General features: G+C 68.5%; 18 protein-coding genes and 1 pseudogene. 13 read left to right on the forward strand and 6 right to left on the reverse strand.

Going from position 1 to position 16,649, the window contains the following annotated elements:
* Positions 1 to 53: 53 nt before the first annotated feature.
* Both QUV35_RS10595 and QUV35_RS10600 read right to left on the reverse strand, forming a co-directional pair.
* Positions 54 to 362, reverse strand: a pseudogene (locus tag QUV35_RS10595) (response regulator); the annotation flags it as partial.
* Positions 363 to 397: 35 nt separating this feature from the next.
* Complete coding sequence (locus QUV35_RS10600; protein WP_300873477.1) at positions 398 to 1,459, reverse strand: histidine kinase; 1,062 nt, start codon at positions 1,457 to 1,459, stop codon at positions 398 to 400.
* Positions 1,460 to 1,631: 172 nt separating this feature from the next.
* Between QUV35_RS10600 and argH the strand changes: the two genes are divergently transcribed.
* Positions 1,632 to 3,083 carry an argininosuccinate lyase gene (gene argH, locus QUV35_RS10605; protein WP_300873479.1) on the forward strand — a complete coding sequence of 484 codons (1,452 nt, stop codon included), beginning with the start codon at positions 1,632 to 1,634 and terminating at the stop codon, positions 3,081 to 3,083.
* 1 nt (position 3,084) lies between these two features.
* On the opposite strand, the gene QUV35_RS10610 is transcribed toward argH, so the two are convergent.
* Positions 3,085 to 3,414 carry a hypothetical protein gene (locus tag QUV35_RS10610; RefSeq protein WP_300873481.1) on the reverse strand — a complete coding sequence of 110 codons (330 nt, stop codon included), beginning with the start codon at positions 3,412 to 3,414 and terminating at the stop codon, positions 3,085 to 3,087.
* A 100-nt stretch (positions 3,415 to 3,514) separates the two neighbouring features.
* On the opposite strand from QUV35_RS10610, the gene QUV35_RS10615 reads away from it, so the two are divergent.
* The 4 genes from QUV35_RS10615 (at position 3,515) to QUV35_RS10630 (ending at position 7,333) form a co-directional block, all read left to right on the forward strand.
* Positions 3,515 to 4,006 (forward strand): hemerythrin domain-containing protein, encoded by a 492-nt coding sequence (locus QUV35_RS10615; protein ID WP_300873483.1) that lies wholly within the window; start codon positions 3,515 to 3,517, stop codon positions 4,004 to 4,006.
* A 5-nt stretch (positions 4,007 to 4,011) separates the two neighbouring features.
* Positions 4,012 to 5,556 carry a bifunctional aminoglycoside phosphotransferase/ATP-binding protein gene (locus tag QUV35_RS10620; protein ID WP_300873485.1) on the forward strand — a complete coding sequence of 515 codons (1,545 nt, stop codon included), beginning with the start codon at positions 4,012 to 4,014 and terminating at the stop codon, positions 5,554 to 5,556.
* Between the two features lie 107 nt (positions 5,557 to 5,663).
* The gene (locus QUV35_RS10625) at positions 5,664 to 6,824 is read left to right on the forward strand and encodes an alpha-hydroxy acid oxidase (protein WP_300873487.1); all 1,161 of its coding nucleotides are present in this window, start codon (positions 5,664 to 5,666) and stop codon (positions 6,822 to 6,824) included.
* On the forward strand, positions 6,821 to 7,333 hold the full coding sequence (locus QUV35_RS10630; protein WP_300873489.1) for an anti-sigma factor: 513 nt from the start codon (positions 6,821 to 6,823) through the stop codon (positions 7,331 to 7,333). The genes QUV35_RS10625 and QUV35_RS10630 overlap by 4 nt, the downstream gene beginning before the upstream one ends.
* Before the next feature lie 7 nt (positions 7,334 to 7,340).
* Here the strand turns inward: QUV35_RS10630 and QUV35_RS10635 are convergent, their stop codons facing one another.
* On the reverse strand, positions 7,341 to 8,063 hold the full coding sequence (locus QUV35_RS10635; protein WP_300873492.1) for an SIMPL domain-containing protein: 723 nt from the start codon (positions 8,061 to 8,063) through the stop codon (positions 7,341 to 7,343).
* A 64-nt stretch (positions 8,064 to 8,127) separates the two neighbouring features.
* Between QUV35_RS10635 and QUV35_RS10640 the strand changes: the two genes are divergently transcribed.
* Genes QUV35_RS10640 through QUV35_RS10650 form a run of 3 tightly spaced genes read left to right on the forward strand, consistent with a single transcriptional unit; the run spans position 8,128 to position 11,328 of the window.
* Positions 8,128 to 9,435, forward strand: a complete 1,308-nt coding sequence (locus tag QUV35_RS10640) for a DNA polymerase IV (RefSeq protein WP_300873494.1) — start codon at positions 8,128 to 8,130, stop codon at positions 9,433 to 9,435.
* Positions 9,395 to 10,237 carry an enoyl-CoA hydratase-related protein gene (locus QUV35_RS10645; protein WP_300873496.1) on the forward strand — a complete coding sequence of 281 codons (843 nt, stop codon included), beginning with the start codon at positions 9,395 to 9,397 and terminating at the stop codon, positions 10,235 to 10,237. The genes QUV35_RS10640 and QUV35_RS10645 overlap by 41 nt, the downstream gene beginning before the upstream one ends.
* 29 nt (positions 10,238 to 10,266) lie before the next feature.
* Entirely contained in the window at positions 10,267 to 11,328 is a 1,062-nt protein-coding gene (locus QUV35_RS10650) for a histone deacetylase family protein (protein WP_300873498.1), read from the forward strand.
* 38 nt (positions 11,329 to 11,366) lie between these two features.
* On the opposite strand, the gene QUV35_RS10655 is transcribed toward QUV35_RS10650, so the two are convergent.
* On the reverse strand, positions 11,367 to 11,966 hold the full coding sequence (locus QUV35_RS10655) for a ferritin-like domain-containing protein (protein ID WP_300873500.1): 600 nt from the start codon (positions 11,964 to 11,966) through the stop codon (positions 11,367 to 11,369).
* Between the two features lie 246 nt (positions 11,967 to 12,212).
* Between QUV35_RS10655 and QUV35_RS10660 the strand changes: the two genes are divergently transcribed.
* The 5 genes from QUV35_RS10660 (at position 12,213) to QUV35_RS10680 (ending at position 15,770) form a co-directional block, all read left to right on the forward strand.
* Complete coding sequence (locus tag QUV35_RS10660) at positions 12,213 to 13,160, forward strand: DUF3034 family protein (protein ID WP_300873501.1); 948 nt, start codon at positions 12,213 to 12,215, stop codon at positions 13,158 to 13,160.
* 23 nt (positions 13,161 to 13,183) lie between these two features.
* Positions 13,184 to 13,660 carry a group 1 truncated hemoglobin gene (locus QUV35_RS10665; protein ID WP_300873502.1) on the forward strand — a complete coding sequence of 159 codons (477 nt, stop codon included), beginning with the start codon at positions 13,184 to 13,186 and terminating at the stop codon, positions 13,658 to 13,660.
* Between the two features lie 19 nt (positions 13,661 to 13,679).
* Positions 13,680 to 14,339: a plastocyanin gene (locus tag QUV35_RS10670; RefSeq protein WP_300873503.1), complete on the forward strand. Its 660-nt coding sequence runs from the start codon at positions 13,680 to 13,682 to the stop codon at positions 14,337 to 14,339.
* A 68-nt stretch (positions 14,340 to 14,407) separates the two neighbouring features.
* On the forward strand, positions 14,408 to 14,980 hold the full coding sequence (locus QUV35_RS10675) for a sigma-70 family RNA polymerase sigma factor (RefSeq protein ID WP_300873642.1): 573 nt from the start codon (positions 14,408 to 14,410) through the stop codon (positions 14,978 to 14,980).
* Between the two features lie 10 nt (positions 14,981 to 14,990).
* Positions 14,991 to 15,770 carry an anti-sigma factor gene (locus tag QUV35_RS10680; RefSeq protein WP_300873504.1) on the forward strand — a complete coding sequence of 260 codons (780 nt, stop codon included), beginning with the start codon at positions 14,991 to 14,993 and terminating at the stop codon, positions 15,768 to 15,770.
* A 16-nt stretch (positions 15,771 to 15,786) separates the two neighbouring features.
* Here the strand turns inward: QUV35_RS10680 and queF are convergent, their stop codons facing one another.
* Positions 15,787 to 16,638 carry an NADPH-dependent 7-cyano-7-deazaguanine reductase QueF gene (gene queF, locus QUV35_RS10685; RefSeq protein ID WP_300873644.1) on the reverse strand — a complete coding sequence of 284 codons (852 nt, stop codon included), beginning with the start codon at positions 16,636 to 16,638 and terminating at the stop codon, positions 15,787 to 15,789.
* Between the last annotated feature and the right edge of the window lie 11 nt (positions 16,639 to 16,649).

The raw sequence follows: 16,649 nt of genomic DNA on the forward strand, positions 1-16,649 counted from the left end.
TTGCCTCCCATGTCCAGACTCAGCTCGTCAAGAAACAACCTCTTGACTCTTCACAGGTAGTCCACCGCTTCGAGCTCGAAAGCCTGCACCGCGTGCTCCGCATAGGCGGTGATGAAAACCACCGCCGGGGGCGCCGCCAGCTCGCGCAGGGTCTTGGCCAGCGCCATGCCGTCCACCCCGGGCATGTGGATGTCGAGCAGCACGAGATCACAACCGGTGCGCTGGATCTGCTCCATCGCCTGCACCGCGTTGCCCGCCTCGCCCACCACGTCCACGCGCGGCTCGCTGCACTCGCCGAGCAGGGTGCGCAGCCTCGAACGGGCCAGCGCTTCATCGTCAACGATCAGTACCTTCAGTGTCATGTCACGCTCCGTAGCCAGACGGGTTCAAAACCCGCTTATACCGGTATTTCAAGGCGAACCTGAAACACCCCGTTGACCAATGCGCTCTGGAACCGCCCCTGCACATCGTGCAGCAACGCCAGACGCTGCCGCACGTTGTCCAGGGCGAGCCCGTTGCCCCGCCGCCCACTGCCTGCCGGCACCGTGTTCGTCACCTTGATCACCACCAGGCTGCCGCGCCGCTGCGTGCTGATCCGCACCACCGCGCCGGACGGGCTCGGCTCTACGCCGTGTTTCACCGCATTCTCCACCAGCGGCTGCAGGATGAGGGGCGGCAATTTGGCCCGGGAGGCGGTGTCGTCCACGCTCCACTCCACCTTGAGCCGGTCACCAAAGCGCACCTGCTCGATGGCCAGGTAGTGCTCGGCCAGCTCCAGCTCCTGCCACAGGGGCACGGCCTCCTTGGCATCGGCCAGCGCGTGGCGGAACAACTCGCTCAGGTCTTCCAGCAGGCTTTCGGCCTTGGCGGGCTCCTCACGCACCAGGGCAATGGCGCTGTTGAGCGTGTTGAACAGGAAGTGGGGCCGGATGCGCGCCTGCAACTCGGCCAGCCGAGCGGTGGTCCCCGCGGGCATGCGGGCCTTGGCGCGCCACACCAGCGCGCCCACCAGCACGGCGGCCACCAGGGCGCCCGCCGCGCCGCTGGCCACCCAGGGGGCCGGGTTGGCCAGGCCCATGAGCACGAGCAGCCCGCAACCATAGAGCCCGGCCAGCACACCCAGACCGACGCCCGAGGCCCACTGGGCCTGAACCTCCATGCGGCCGAGCTTGCGCTTGAGCCCGCAGACGCACAGCAGCCACGCCAGCACGGCAGGCAGGGCGGCACCGGTGAGCACCGCCATCTGCGTGATCCAGCCCACGGGTGTGGACGCGCCGAAGATGGCGGCGACGGCCACGATGGCCTGCACGAACAGCACCGCGCGCAACACCACGCCGACCTGGCAGGTGTCGAACACGCGGTCGCGCGCACGGATGTGCTCGGGCATCTCCTGCGACGACTGCGTGCCCAATGTGCTGGGCAGGTCCTGGAAGGTCGATAAAATTCGGGAGTCTTTCATGGGGCGTGCGTCAATGCTGGGGGTCGGTCGACGTTGGATTGTGCGTTGGTCCGGTCCCCGCACCTGGCGAGCGCACGGCGCTGCGATCAAAACGCCGTTCCCGCCTGCCCTGCACGCCTTCCTTGCTGCGGTCTTCCGCTGCTTCTCTTTTCCCTACAGCCGCTGGCACACCATGTCCACCAACCAACTCGACAAGAAATCCGAAGCCTGGTCCGCCCTATTCTCGGAGCCCATGAGCGAGTTGGTCAAGCGCTACACCGCCAGCGTCTTCTTCGACAAGCGACTGTGGCAGGCCGACATCGAAGGCAGCCTGGCACACGCCGGCATGCTGCAAGCGCAGGGCATCATCGGCGCGGCCGACCTCGCCTCCATCGAGCAAGGCATGGCGCAGATCACCAGCGAGATCGAGGCCGGCGACTTCGACTGGAAGCTCGACCTCGAGGACGTGCACCTCAACATCGAGGCGCGCCTGACCCAACTGGTGGGCGACGCGGGCAAACGCCTGCACACCGGGCGCAGCCGCAACGACCAGGTCGCCACCGATGTGCGGCTGTGGCTGCGCAGCGAGATCGACCTCATCATGGGCCTGCTGGGCGAGCTGCAAGTCGCGCTGGTGGACGTGGCCGAAAAAAACGTGGACGTGATCCTGCCGGGCTTCACCCACCTGCAGGTGGCCCAGCCGGTGAGTTTTGCGCACCACCTGCTGGCCTATGTGGAGATGTTCTCGCGCGACGCCGAGCGCATGGTCGACGTGCGTCGGCGCACCAACCGCCTGCCGCTGGGCAGCGCAGCACTGGCCGGCACCACGTATCCGCTGGACCGCGAGCGTGTGGCGCGCAGCCTGGGCATGGTCGATGAACGCGGTGAGCCGCAGGTGTGCCAGAACAGCCTGGACGGCGTGAGCGACCGCGACTTCGCGATCGAGTTCTCTGCCGCCTCCGCCCTGTGCATGGTGCACGTCAGCCGTTTCAGCGAAGAACTGATTCTGTGGATGAGCCAGAACTTCGGCTTCGTGAAGATCGCCGACCGCTTCACCACCGGCTCGTCGATCATGCCGCAGAAGAAAAACCCCGACGTGCCCGAACTCGCGCGCGGCAAGACCGGCCGTGTGGTGGGACACCTCATGGGCCTGATCACGCTCATGAAGGGCCAGCCGCTGGCCTACAACAAGGACAACCAGGAAGACAAGGAGCCGCTGTTCGACACGGTGGACACCTTGAAGGACACGCTGCGCATCTTTGTCGAGATGGTCGGCGGCCAGCTGAATCCGGCCACCGGGGTGAAGGAGGGTGGCATCACGGTCAATGCCATCGCCATGGAAGAAGCCGCCAGACGGGGCTACGCCACCGCCACCGACCTGGCCGACTACCTGGTCAAGAAAGGCTTGCCGTTTCGCGATGCCCACGAGACCGTGGCCCACGCCGTGAAAGCGGCGGTGACGCACAACTGCGACCTCTCCGAACTGCCGCTGACCGTGCTGCAGGGCTTCAACGCCTCGATCGAGAAGGACGTCTACGAATGCCTGAGCCTGCGTGGCTCACTGAACGCGCGCAACACCCTGGGCGGCACGGCCCCCGCGCAGGTGCTGCACCAGATCGCACGCCACCGCGCCCGGCTGGGCTGAGTCAGTTGCAGGGATCGGGCTGCGGCACCTCGGTGCAGCGCTCGAAGGCCTGCGGCTTGAGGCCCCCGCCCACCAGACGGTACTGGTCGAAACACGCCGCACTGGCCGCAAACGCATGCCAGCGGCGTTCGCAGGCGCTCGTGCCCTCGGGCAGGGGTGTTGTGGCGGGCACGGCCCGGTGGGCGTAACGCTGCGGCACATCGGTCATGACCCCGTAGTAAACGCGGCCCCCGTCGTCGGTCCAGCGAACCAGTTCCGCGCCTGCGGCCCACAGCGGCAGGCACAAGGCCAGCGCCAGGGTGCATGTCTTGAGACGGTGTTGGTATGTCATGCCCGTTGCGATCCCGCCGGAGCGCCAGGGTTCCATCGGCGTCCGGGCGCCTTGATGTGCATCAAGGCCGCGCCGCAACACCCGCGGTAGAGTCCCGCCCATGACCGTCACCGCCCACCCCGTCGCCCCTTTGCAATGGTCATCTGCCCTGTCGGTGGGCGATGACCGCATGGACCACACCCACGCCGAATTCGTGGAACAGCTCAACCAGCTGCTGGACACACCGGCAGGGCAGCAGTTGCCGCTGTACCAGGCCTTCGTGGACCACACGGTGGCGCACTTCGCCCAGGAGGAGCGCTGGATGCTGGCCACCGGCTTCGCGCCCGACAACTGCCACGCCGCCCACCACGCCAGCATTCTGGAGACCATGCGTGCCGTGCAGGACCACCACCAGCAGGGTGACCGGGAGGTCATCACCCGCCTGGCCGAAGCGCTGGCCGAGTGGTTTCCCCAGCACGCGGCCAGCATGGACGCCGGGCTGGCGCTGCACCTGCAGGCCGTGGGCTTCGACACCGGCACCGAAACCCTGGCCGACCCGGGCCGCGTGCGCCCCGCCAGCATGAGCGGCTGCGGGAGCGTGGGCTGCAGCTGAGCCGCATGGCCGCTGCGCTGCCCGACCTGATCCACGCCCTGCTGGATGCGGCGCGCTACCCGCACGCGGCGCAGCGGGTGGAGTTGATGGAGACCCACGGCGCCTGGGTGCTGCTGGCAGGTGAGCACGCCTACAAGATCAAGAAGCCGGTGCGGCTGCCGTTCATGGACTTCGGCACGCTCGCCCTGCGCCGCGATGCCTGCCAGGCCGAGGTGCGGCTGAACCGGCGCTTTCAGACCGACGACCCGGCGACACACCTGTACCTCGGCGCGTTGCCGATCGTGGGCACCGCCCGGCTGCCCCGCTGGGGCCAGGCCGGCGCTGACGACGACGAAGCCATCGAATGGGCCGTGCACATGCGCCGCTTCGACGAAGACCGGCGACTTGACCACCTCTGCGCGCGCGGCGCCTTGAAACCCGAACACCTCACCGCGCTGGCCGGACGCATGGCCGCGTTTCAGGCCTCGGCAGCGGTGTCCCCGGCCGATGGACCCTGGGGACGCTTCGACGATGTGCTGGCTTTCGCGCGCGACAACCTCGACACCCTGCGCAGCGGTCTGCCCGGCGCCAGCGAGGCCGAGCAGGTCGAATCGCTGGGCCGCTGGACGCAGGCGTGCGCCACACGCCTGGCGACGCGGCTGGCGCAACGCCGGGGCGAGGGCCGCGTGCGCGAAGGCCATGGCGACCTGCACCTGGCCAACCTGGTGCTCATCGGCGACGAGGTGGTGCCGTTCGACGGCATCGAGTTCAACGACGCCTTGCGCTGGATCGATGTGGCCAGCGACATGGCCTTCGTCTGGATGGACCTGCTCGACCACGGCCAGCCCGGGCTGGCCAACGGCCTGCTGAGCGACTGGCTGGACGCCAGCGGCGACACCACCGCAGCCGACGTGCTGCCGTTCTTTGCGGTGTACCGCGCGCTGGTGCGCGCCAAGGTGGCGGTGATCCGCAGCACCCAGGCCGGCGCCGACGTGGCCGCCGCGCAGGACGAGGCCCGCGGCTACACCGCGCTGGCCGGGCGCATCGCGCAGCCTCCCCCGCCGCAGCTCGTCATCACCCATGGCCTGTCGGGCAGCGGCAAGACCTGGGCTTCCAGCCGCTGGCTGCAGGCCGAACGCAGCGGGCGGGCGATCCGGTTGCGCTCCGACGTCCAGCGCAAGCATCTGCACGGCCTGCGCGCCACCCAGGCCAGTGGCTCGGGCCTGAACGCCGGCCTGTACAGCCCGCAGGCGCACACCGATACCTACGCCCACCTGCTGGAGCGCACGGCGCAACTGCTGCGCGAAGGCTGGTCGGTGCTGGTGGACGCGGCCTTTCTGCGCCGGCACGAGCGCGAGGCCTTTCACGCGCTGGCCCGCTCAATGGGCTGTGCCTTCCACATCCTGGCGACCGAGGCGCCGCTGGCGGTGCTGCGCGAGCGCATCGCCGCGCGCCAGGCACGCGGCGCCGACGCCTCCGAGGCCACGCTGGCGGTGCTCGATCAGCAGCTGGGCTGGCTGGAGCCGCTGACCGATGACGAGCGTGCGCTGGGCCTGCCGGCGCCCGGCTGAGCCCACCACCAAAAATTTCAATCCGGCTTGTTCCGCTTTCACAAGCCATTTGGCGGGGGCACCGCTACCATCAGGCCCGGACCCGCCCCAACAACACTGGAGACCCCATGACCGTCATTACCACCGTGGAAGACCTGCGCGTGCTCGCACAGAAGCGTGTGCCGCGCATGTTCTACGACTACGCCGACAGCGGCTCCTGGACCGAGGGCACTTACCGCGCCAACACCAGCGACTTCCAGAAGATCAAGCTGCGCCAGCGCGTGGCGGTCAACATGGAGAACCGCAGCACCCGCTCGACCATGGTGGGCCAGGAGGTGGCCATGCCGGTGGCGATTGCACCCACGGGCCTGACCGGCATGCAGCACGCCGATGGCGAGATCCTGGCCGCCCGCGCCGCCAAAAAAATGGGCGTTCCGTTCACGCTCTCCACCATGAGCATCTGCTCCATCGAAGACGTGGCGCAACACGCCGGCGAGGGCTTCTGGTTCCAGCTCTACGTGATGAAGGACCGCGCTTTCATCGAGCGCCTGATCGACCGCGCCAAGGCCGCCAACTGCTCGGCACTGGTGCTCACGCTCGATCTGCAGATCCTGGGCCAGCGGCACAAGGACCTGAAGAACGGCCTGTCCGCTCCGCCCAAGCTCACCATCGCCAACATGATCAACATCGCCAGCAAGCCGCGCTGGGCGCTGGGCATGCTGGGCACGAAGCGGCGCCAGTTCGGCAACATCGTCGGCCATGTCACCGGCGTGGCCGACATGAGCAGCCTCTCGGCCTGGACGGCCTCGCAGTTCGACCCCGCGCTCAACTGGGGCGATGTGGAGTGGATCAAGCAGCGCTGGGGTGGCAAGCTCATCCTCAAGGGCATCCAGGACGTGGAAGACGCGAAGCTGGCGGTGGCCTCGGGCGCCGACGCGCTCATCGTGAGCAACCACGGCGGGCGCCAGCTCGACGGGGCGCAGAGCAGCATCGAGGCGCTGCCGACCATCGTGGACGCCGTGGGCAGCCAGATCGAGGTGCACATGGACGGTGGCGTTCGCAGTGGCCAGGACGTGCTCAAGGCCCGGGCACTGGGCGCGCGCGGTGTCTACATCGGCCGGCCTTTCCTCTACGGCCTGGGCGCCATGGGCGAAGAAGGCGTGACCAAGTGCCTGCAGATCATCCACCGCGAACTCGACCTCACCATGGCCTTTTGCGGCCACACCAACGTCGAGACGGTGGACAAGTCCATCCTGCTGCCCGGCACCTTTCCCACCGCCCTGTCATGAACTCACCCGTGCCGGCGCCCAAGCCCCGCACCTCGAAGTTCTGGCTGGGCATCAGCGTGGTGCTGACGCTGGTGCTGCTGATCGGGGCGGCCACCACGGCCAGCATGTACGAGCAGCTCAAGACGCAGATCGTGCACCTGCAGCAGCGCCTGGCGGTCACGCCACAGGTGCGCTACGTGTCGGTGCTGCTCGATGCGCAGGAACTGCCGGCCCTGCTGGTGACCCTGGACCCGCAGGCCGGCGTGCTGCAGGTGCAGCGCCTCAACGAGGTGAAGGAAGGGCGCGAGGACAGCATGCAGCTGTGGGCGCTCGCCGGCGACCAGCCGCCGCGCTCGCTGGGCGTGATCGAGAGCAAGTTCAAGACACTGCAACTGCCGGCCAAAGAAGCCGCCCTGGAAGGTGTGACCCAGCTGGCCATCAGTGTGGAGAACAAGGGCGGCGTGCCGCAGGCGGCAGGCCCGCGCCTGCCGTACCTGTTTCAGGGCTGGCTGGTCCAGAAAGCAATCTGAGCCGTCCTCACTTCAGCTCGTATTCGAAGGTGCTGACCACGCGCAGCCGCTTCCTGCGCGAACTGCCGTCGTCGAAGTCGTTGCCGTCGTCGCCGGTGATGCGGATCACGCCCTGGTTGGCGTTCTTCAGCGGGCCAAGTTCGGCGCCCGCTTCGGCAGCGAACTTGTCGGCCTGTTCGCGCGCATTGCGGGTGGCCTCGGCCAGCAGCGGCGCCTTCACGTCATTGAAACCCCTGAGCTGAAAGCGCGGACCACTGCGGCCTTCGTTTTCGCCGCCGAGCTGCACGCCCGCCTGGATCAAGGGATCGACCGCGCGCGCGGCGGACTCGACCTCGGCCACGCGCGGCGACCTGACCAGCACCTGGCCGGTGCCGTTGAAGCGGAACGGCTGGTTGCCCTGCGCGTACTCACGCGTGAACAAGTCCTGCACCTGCAGGGGCCTGGCCTCCACCTCGGTGTCGGTGAAACCACGCTCCTTCAGGAAGGCCAGCACCTTGTCGCGGTCACCCGCCAGCGCCTGCTGCACGCCACCGAACTCGCTGCCCGCCCGGCGAAAGGACAGCGTCCAGACCGCGAAGTCGCTCTCCACGTCTTTCTCGGCCAGGCCCTTGACCGTGACCGAGCGGTCCGACATGCGAAAACGCTCCAGGCCCTGGCTCACGGCGAAGCCGGCCACGGCGATGCCGGCGGCGATCAACAGGGCAGTGACAAGGCGTGCAAGGGTGTTCATGAAATGTCCTGTTCCAGGCGTGCGCCGGCCGGTGGCCAGCGTCTTGCGCCATGGTAATCCCGCTATGCTCGACCGCGTGGATGCCCCAACCGACCCGACCCTGCCCCGGCGCATCGCCCACCTCGACATGGACGCCTTTTTCGCGTCGGTGGAGTTGCTGCGCTACCCGCAACTCAAGGGCCTGCCGGTGGTGATTGGCGGCGGCCGGCGGCGCGAAGACGACCTGCTGCAGCGCCTGCGCGAGGCCTACCCGCAGCGCGAATGGCACACCGACAGCCTGGACCACATTCCGGTGGACTTCTTTCCACGCCTGGCGGGCTACACCGGTCGTGGCGTGGCCACCACCGCCACCTACGCAGCGCGCCAGTTCGGCGTGGGGTCGGCCATGGGCCTGATGAAGGCGGCCAGGCTGTGCCCGCAGGCCATCCTGCTGCCGGTGGATTTTGACGAAGTGCGCCGCATCTCGCGCCTGTTCAAGAACACCATCCGCGAGATCGCGCCGGTGGTGGAGGACCGCGGCATCGACGAGGTCTACATCGACTTCACCGAGGTGCCTGGCGGCCAGCGCGAGGGGGGGCGGGTGCTCGCACGGCTGATCCAGAAAAGCATCTTCCAGGCCACCGGCCTGACCTGCTCCATCGGCGTGGCGCCGAACAAGCTCATCGCCAAGATGGCCAGCGAGTTCAGGAAGCCCAACGGCATCAGCATCGTGCAACCGCAGGACCTGCAAACGCTGATCTGGCCACTGCCCTGCCGCAAGATCAATGGCGTGGGCCCCAAGGCCGACGAGAAGCTGCAGGGTCACGGCATCCGCACCATCGGCGAGCTCGCGCAGCGCGAACGCGGCTGGCTGGTGGACACCTTCGGCAAGAGCCATGGCGCCTGGTTGCACGAGGTGGCCTGGGGCCGCGACGAGCGCCCGGTGCAGACCGAAAGCGAGCCGGTGAGCATGAGCCGGGAAACCACCTTCGAGCGCGACCTGCACGCCGTGCGCGACCGCGTGGAGCTCGGTGCCATCTTCACCCGGTTGTGCGAGCAGGTGGCCACCGACCTCGGCAACAAGGGGTACCTGGGCAAGACCATCGGCATCAAGCTGCGCTACGACAACTTCCAGAGCGTCACGCGCGACATGACGCTGGACAGCTTCACCGCCGACCCCGCCACCATCCGCCGCCAGGCCGGCCTGTGCCTCAAGCGGGTGGACCTCACCCGGCGCATCCGCCTGCTCGGCGTGCGGGTGGGCAAACTCGTCAAGCTCGGGACAGACGGCACCGCGGTGCAGGTCTACAGTGAGTCGCCATTGCCATCCCCACCACGAGAGCCGAACCACCATGACCGCAACGACCTGCTTTTCCCTGAGCTTGACGGATGACGTCGCCCACCTGGTGATGAACCGGCCCGCCGAGTTCAACACCATGCACCCCACCTTCTGGCGCGAGCTCGACGAGGTGCTGACCACCCTCCACACCGAAGGCACGGCGCGCGCGCTGGTCATCAGCAGCACCGGCAAACACTTCAGCGCCGGCATGTCGCTCGACACCTTCTCGGGTGCCATCAGCATGGACGACCAGAGCCCGGAGGGCCGGGCCGCCATCTTCGACCTGCTCACCGACATGCAGGCCACGTTCACCAAACTGGAGAACCTGCGCATGCCGGTGATCTGTGCCATCCAGGGCGGCTGCATCGGCGGCGCGGTCGACATGGTCACGGCCGCCTGCATCCGGTACGCATCGGCCGACGCCTTTTTCTGCATCCAGGAAATCAACATCGGCATGGTGGCCGACGTGGGCACGCTGCAGCGCCTGCCCAAGCTGGTGCCGCTGGCGGTGGTCAAGGAGCTGGCCTACACCGGCCGCCGCCTGCCGGCCGCCAAGGCACTGACCCACGGCCTGGTCAACGAGGTGTTCGACACCCACGAAGCCACGGTGGCCGCCGCCTTGCAGTGCGCCCGGGAAATCGCCTCCAAACCGCCGGTGGCCATCTGGGGCACCAAACAGGCGGTGAACTACGCCCGCGACCACTCGGTGGAAGACAGCCTGCGCCAGATGGGCTGGCTGCAGGGCGCGGTGTGGAGCAACGCGCACGTGCGCGAAGCGATCACGGCCATGAAGGAAAAGCGCGCCGGCGACTTCACGCCGCTGTCGGCCCTGCAGTCGTTCAAGGCGCTGGGCTGAGCACCCACACCGTCGGGCCCGGGCTTCCCATGAAAACCTTCCACAACCCCCACCACGCTGCCCACGCCGGCCAGCAGGAAATGTTTCGCGGCCGCATGGTGCCCTGCCACGAAGTGCCTGCGCGGCTGGACTTCGTGCTGGCCGAACTGCGGCGCCGCCCGCTCGGTGCGCTGCAACCCCCCGAGGTGGACGACGCGCTGCTGGACGCCGCCATCGGACGCGTGCACAGCGCGCGCTATCTGGATTTCCTGCGGGGTGCCTGGGACGAGTGGGTGGCGATGGATCCGGACAACGCGCAGCGCGACGCCCTGCCCTCGGTCTGGCCGCTGCCCAACCGCCATGGCTTTCGCAACGACGTGCTGCCCGCCAACTTCGCAGCGCGCCTGGGCCTGTTCAGCTTCGATTCGGGTTCACCGCTGACAGCGGGCACCTGGGCGGCGGCGCGCGGCGGCGCCGCCTGCGCACTGGCGGCGGCGAACGATGTGGCAGCGGGTGCACGCTCGGCGTTTGCGCTCTCGCGTCCGCCCGGCCATCACGCGGGGGGCGATTTCTTCGGTGGTTACTGTTTACTGAACAACGCCGCCATCGCGGCGCAGGCGCTGCGCGATGCCGGCCACCACCGGGTGGCGGTGCTGGACGTGGACTACCACCACGGCAACGGCACCCAGACCCTCTTCTACGAACGGGCCGATGTGCTCACGGTGTCGATCCACGGCGACCCGGCCAGCGAGTACCCGTTTTTTCTCGGCCATGCGGACGAGCGCGGCGCGGGTGCGGGCGAAGGTTTCAACCTCAACCTGCCGCTGCCACGCGGCACCGGGTTTGACCTCTGGATCCAGGCGCTGGCCACCGGCGTGCAGGCGGTGCAGCGCTTCGGGGCCACGGCGCTGGTCGTGCCCATGGGGCTCGACACCTTCGAGGGTGACCCGATCTCGGGCTTCACCCTGAAAAGCGCCGATTACCTCGCCGTGGGCCGGGCGCTGGCGGGCGCCGGCCTGCCCACGGTGTTCACCTTTGAAGGTGGCTACGCGGTGGACGCCGTGGGCACGAACGCGGTCAACCTGCTGGAGGGCTTCCAGCAGGCCGCCTGAGCTGGCGCCGACCCTTCGACGGGCTCAGGGCGATCGGCTCAGGCGCCGAACGAGAGGGCGCCGGGTGGCAGTGGGCGGCCCAGGGCGCTGGTGAGCACGGTGTAGTGCATGGTCTCGTCGGCCGCCAGGCGCGCGGCCACCTTGGCCAGCTCGCGGTCGCCCAGGGCCGGGATCACGCTCAGGTAGGCGTTGGTGGCGCCCAGTTCCAGGCGGGCTGCGAGGTCCAGCACATCGGCCTGGCTCTTGAGCGAGGCGGCGTTGAGCGACCGGGCGTAGTCCTCCAGCTTCATCTCGGCCACCGGCTTGCCACCGAGCTTCTGGATGGTGGCGATCAGCGCGTCGCGGTGGGTCTTGTGGTGGCCCTGGAACTGCACCGCCACGTCGAGCACCGGCTTTTGCAGCAGGCCGCTGCCGGCACCGAGCTGGTATGCGTTGATGGCTTCGTGCTCCAGGCCGAGCGCCACGTTGAGAATGCCCACGTCCTTCGACATGTCCGTCTTCTGTGCGTGGGCAGCAGCCATCGCGTCGTTGCCGGCCAGCAGGGCCACGGCAGCGGCGGAGAGCACGCCGCCGCTGCGCATGAAGCCACGGCGCGAGGCGGGGGAAATCAGGGTGTCGGGGGTTGGGATGTTGTTCATGGAAAGTCCTGGGTTGGTGGGGGGGGTGAGCGGTGGTCACCGGGCACAGGCCCTGTGACCACCGTCACGTTGAATACGCAGCCCGGGCCGCCAGTGGATTCAAAAAGCCCGTTGATCGCACTCGACCTCTGCCGCGAACCCGGTTGAATCCGGTCGGGGCCGCGCTGCGTATTCAGTGGGTCAGGCAACCAGGTCTGCCATGCACCGTGACCGGTGCACCCCTCAACCGCCCACCCACCCTTCACCATGGACCACCCGAAAACGAACACCGCCGCGCAGGCACCCTGCTGGCTGCCCCTGGCCGCCGCCATCGCACTGTTGTGTGCCACGCCCGCTCACGCCGACACCGGCAAGCTGCTGCTCACCGGCGGCGTGAGCAGCGTGGAAGGCGCCGCCGGCGGCGGCCTTTCACCCTGGGCCGTGATCGGCAGCCAGGCCACCAGGGGCGAGGTGGGCGTCTCGGCCCACGCCAGCCGCGTCAGAACACGTGACCACGGTCTCGACACCCATGGTGTGGCCGTGGGCTTCCACGACCGACTGGAGCTCTCGCTGGGCCGGCAGGATTTCAACACCGGCGTCACCGGCACGGGCCTCGGCCTGCCAGGCCTGCACCTGAAGCAGGACATCCTGGGCGCCAAGCTGCGCCTGGCAGGAGACGCCGTGCTGGACAGCGACACGCTGATGCCGCAGATCGCCGTGGGCGTGCAGTTCAAGCACCTGCAGTCGTCCGGACTCGACAGCACGCTGGGCGCTCTGGGTGCCAGCCGCGACGGGGTCGACGTGTATGTGAGCGCCACCAAACTGTTTCTCGCGCAAGGTGTGCTGGTCAATGGCACGCTGCGCGCCACCAAGGCCAACCAGGGCGGGCTGCTGGGCTTCGGCGCCACGCTGGGGGGCGCCGACAACGGCGTCGAACTGCAGCCCGAGATCTCGGTGGCCTGGCTGATCAACCGCCAGCTGGCCGTGGGTGTCGAGTTCCGCGCCATGCCCGACAAGCTGCGGCGCGCCGGTCAGGCCGCCGGCCTGGGCGATGGTCTGCGCGCCGACGACTGGAAAGACATCTTCATCGCGTACGCGCCCAACCAGAACGTCTCGCTCACCGCCGCCTACGTGGACCTGGGCCGCATCGTGCCGGCCACCACCGGCGGGCGCAAACAGACCGGCGTGTACCTCTCGGCCCAGATCGCTTTCTGAACTTCTCTCTTTCGATCCTTCACATGAAACACCTCATCACATCCACCGCCCTCACCCTGCTGGCCCTGGCCAGCGGCGCCACGCTCGCGCAGTCCATGCGCCCCGCCCCGTCCGACGCCAGCGCCTACCCGGTGGCACCGGCCGCCGGTCTCTACCGGGCCTTCGGCGAGGAGGCCGGCATCCGCAGCCTCATGGACGACTTCGTCCTGCGTCTGAAGGCCGACCCGCGCGTCGGCGAGCAGTTTCAGGACACCAACCTGACCAACCTGGCGAAGTCCCTGAGCGACCAGCTCTGCCAGCTCTCGGGCGGCCCCTGCGTCTACCGGGGCCCCGACATGAAAACCGCGCACGCCGACCGGGACACCACGCGCGCGCAGTTCAACGCGCTGGTGGAGGTGCTGCAGCTGAGCATGGAGGCGCGCGGCATTCCGTTCACGCGGCAGAACCAGATGCTCGCGCTGCTGGCCCCGATGCACCGCGATGTGATCACCGTTCGCTGAAGCCCCGCCAGGACCGACCATGAAACATCCGCACCTCGCCGCCGGGCTGATCGCCGCCGCCACCCTGTTGTCCACCGCCGCACAGGCCGCCACCGTGCAGGTGACCGTGCTCGGGCGCGACGGCCAACCGCTGCCCGATGCGGTGGTGGTCATCGAATCCGCATCGGGCATCAAGCCGGCCGCACCGGCACCGGTCTCGGCCGTGATCCACCAGCAGAAGATGCAGTTCGTGCCCGCCACCAGCGTGCTGCCGCTGGGCTCGAAGGTGACCTTCACCAACCTCGACCGCTGGGAACACCATGTGCGTGGCAGGCCTGCCGGCCTGGCGTCGCTCAACCCCGGCGCCCAGCCAGGGTTCGAGCTGCGGCTCGATGGCCGGGTCGACGGCAGGGAGGTGGCGGGCGCAGAGGTGATCCTGGGCCAGGCCGGCGCGGTGCAACTGGGTTGCCACCTGCATGGCTCGATGCGCGGCTTCATTTTTGTGGCCGACTCGCCCTGGACCGTGAAGACGGATGCGAGCGGTGTGGCCACGCTGCAGGGTGTGCCCGAAGGTGCGGCCAGGGTGCGTGTGGTGCACGCCGATCAGATCCTGGATGCGCCGCCGCTGGCCGTCAACATCACGCCGGTCACGGCGCTGAGCGTGCCCACGCAGGTCCAGCCCCGCCGGCGCCGCCCATGAAGCTCACCTCGGTGTTCTCGCAAGCCCCGGCGCCGGCATGGGGCCAGCCGGTGCCGCACAATGCCCGCATGAGCGCACAACCCGACGACCTGCTGATCGAACTCATCGACCGTGTGGCCCGGCGCGACGAAGCCGCCCTCAAGGCCTTGTACGACCTGACCTCGTCCAAGCTGTATGGCCTGTCGATGCGCGTGGTGGGAAAAAGCGAATGGGCCGAAGACGCGCTGCAGGAAACCTTTCTGCAGATCTGGCGCAGCGCGGGCGACTACCGCGCAACGCTGAGCCCACCCATGGCCTGGCTCGGGCTGATCGTGCGCAGCCGATCGCTCGACGGCTTGCGCCGGCGCAGCGCGGAGCGCAGCCACCTCACCGACGACATCGACGACGCGATGGCAGACACGATGGAGGGCGATTCGCCCAACCCGATGGACACCACGCTGGCCAGCCAGCAAGCCTGGGCCCTGCACCAGTGCCTGGGCCAACTGGAGAACCGCCAGCGGGAGGTGGTGAGCCTGGCCTACCTGCGCGACCTCAGCCACAGCGAACTGGCCGAGCAGCTGAGCCTGCCGCTGGGCACCGTGAAAACCTGGATCCGGCGCGGGCTCGATCAATTGCGCACCTGCATGGCGCGCTTTGCGTGAGGGCAACGTCATGAACCTGATCCAGCACCCCGAACTCCTCGACCGTCTCGCTGCTGCCCACGCGCTGGGCACCCTGCGCGGTGGTGCACGCCGCCGCTTCGAAGCCATGGCCCGCGAGCAGGCCCCGGTGCGCGCCGCCGCCCTGGTGTGGCAAAGCCGTGTGGCCAGCCTGAACGAACTGCAGTCGGCGCAACCGCCCGCACCCGCCGTGTGGACGCGCATCGAAAACCTGGTGCAGGGCGACAGCCAGCGGCAGGCGATGGCCGCCGCGCGCGCCGACGCCGCCCAGCGGCCCGCCAGTGGCTGGCTGCGCAGCCTGGCGCTGTGGCGCGGCGCCACCGCCGCCGGCGCGCTGGCCACCGTGTTCGCCCTGGTCACCGTGGCGGGTCTGCGCGACAACCTGGGCGCGCAGATCGACGACCTGCAGGCCCGACTGGAAGCCGCCCCGGTGATCGAGTACGTGGCGGTGCTCAACGACGACCAGGCCAACGCCTCCATGCTGGTCACCTTCAACCCGAAAAACGGTCAGCTCACCCTGCAGCGCGTGGGTGGGTTCCAGGAAGCCAGCGACAAGTCGCTGCAGCTGTGGGCGCTGCCGCCGTCGGGCGGTCCACGCTCGCTGGGCGTGCTGGGCCAGGACCGCCTGCTGCAACTCGCCGCAGGCGTTGCCGACGTGCGCGAAGTGCCGACACTGGCCATCAGCCTGGAACCCAGGGGCGGTGTGCCGAGCGAACGCGGCCCGACCGGGCCGGTGCTGTTCAAGGGCGCGCTGATCCAGAAAATGCTCTGAACCGCGCCGGCCGCGCTCACTGCCGGGCGGTGCGCACGTTGGCCGGTGGCGACTGGGGATGGCTGGTGCGCCAGGGGTTGATGTCCAGGCCACCGCGGCGGGTGTAACGCGCATACACCGCCAGCTTGGTGGGCCGGCAGCGCGCCAGGATGTCCATGTAGATGCGCTCCACGCACTGCTCATGGAATTCGTTGTGGTTGCGAAAGCTCACGATGTACTGCAGCAGCCCGGCCTGGTCGATCTGCGGGCCGCTGTAGCTGATCTGCACGCTGCCCCAGTCGGGCTGGCCGGTCACCAGGCAGTTGCTTTTGAGCAGGTGGCTCACCAGGGTTTCGTCCACCGGCTTTTCATCGAGCGCGGCGCTCAGCAGCTCGGGCGCGGGCTGGTAGCGCGTGCACTCCACGTCCAGGCGGTCGATCGACAGGCCCGAGAGTTCCTGCACCCGCTCACGCTCCAGGTGCTCGGGCAGCAGCAGCTTCACGCCCGCGCTGGACAGCAGCGCGCCGCCGTGCCAGATGGCGGTGCTCACATCGGCACGGATGCGCTCGCGCACCGCATCGGCACTGGCGAAAATGCTGTTGTTGAAGCTGTTGAGGTAGAGCTTGAACGACTTGCTCTCGACGATGTGCGTGCTCTCGCATGGCACGGTGATGTGCGCCACGGCCACCTGCGGCTTGCCACGCGGGTTCAGCCAGCTGAGCTCGAACGCGGTCCAGAGGTCGGCGCCCAGAAAGGGCACGCTGCCGGTGATGCCGATCTCGCGCCGCTTGGTCTCGCGCGGCAGGGGAAACAGCAGGCTCGCGTCGTATTGGTCCACATAGGCCGAGGCCTGGCCGAGTTGCGATTGTTCGGGGGTGTTCTGGGTCATGTCGGGAAGAA

It is taken from the genome of Hydrogenophaga sp. (assembly GCF_030373225.1).
Lineage (GTDB): Bacteria > Pseudomonadota > Gammaproteobacteria > Burkholderiales > Burkholderiaceae_C > Hydrogenophaga.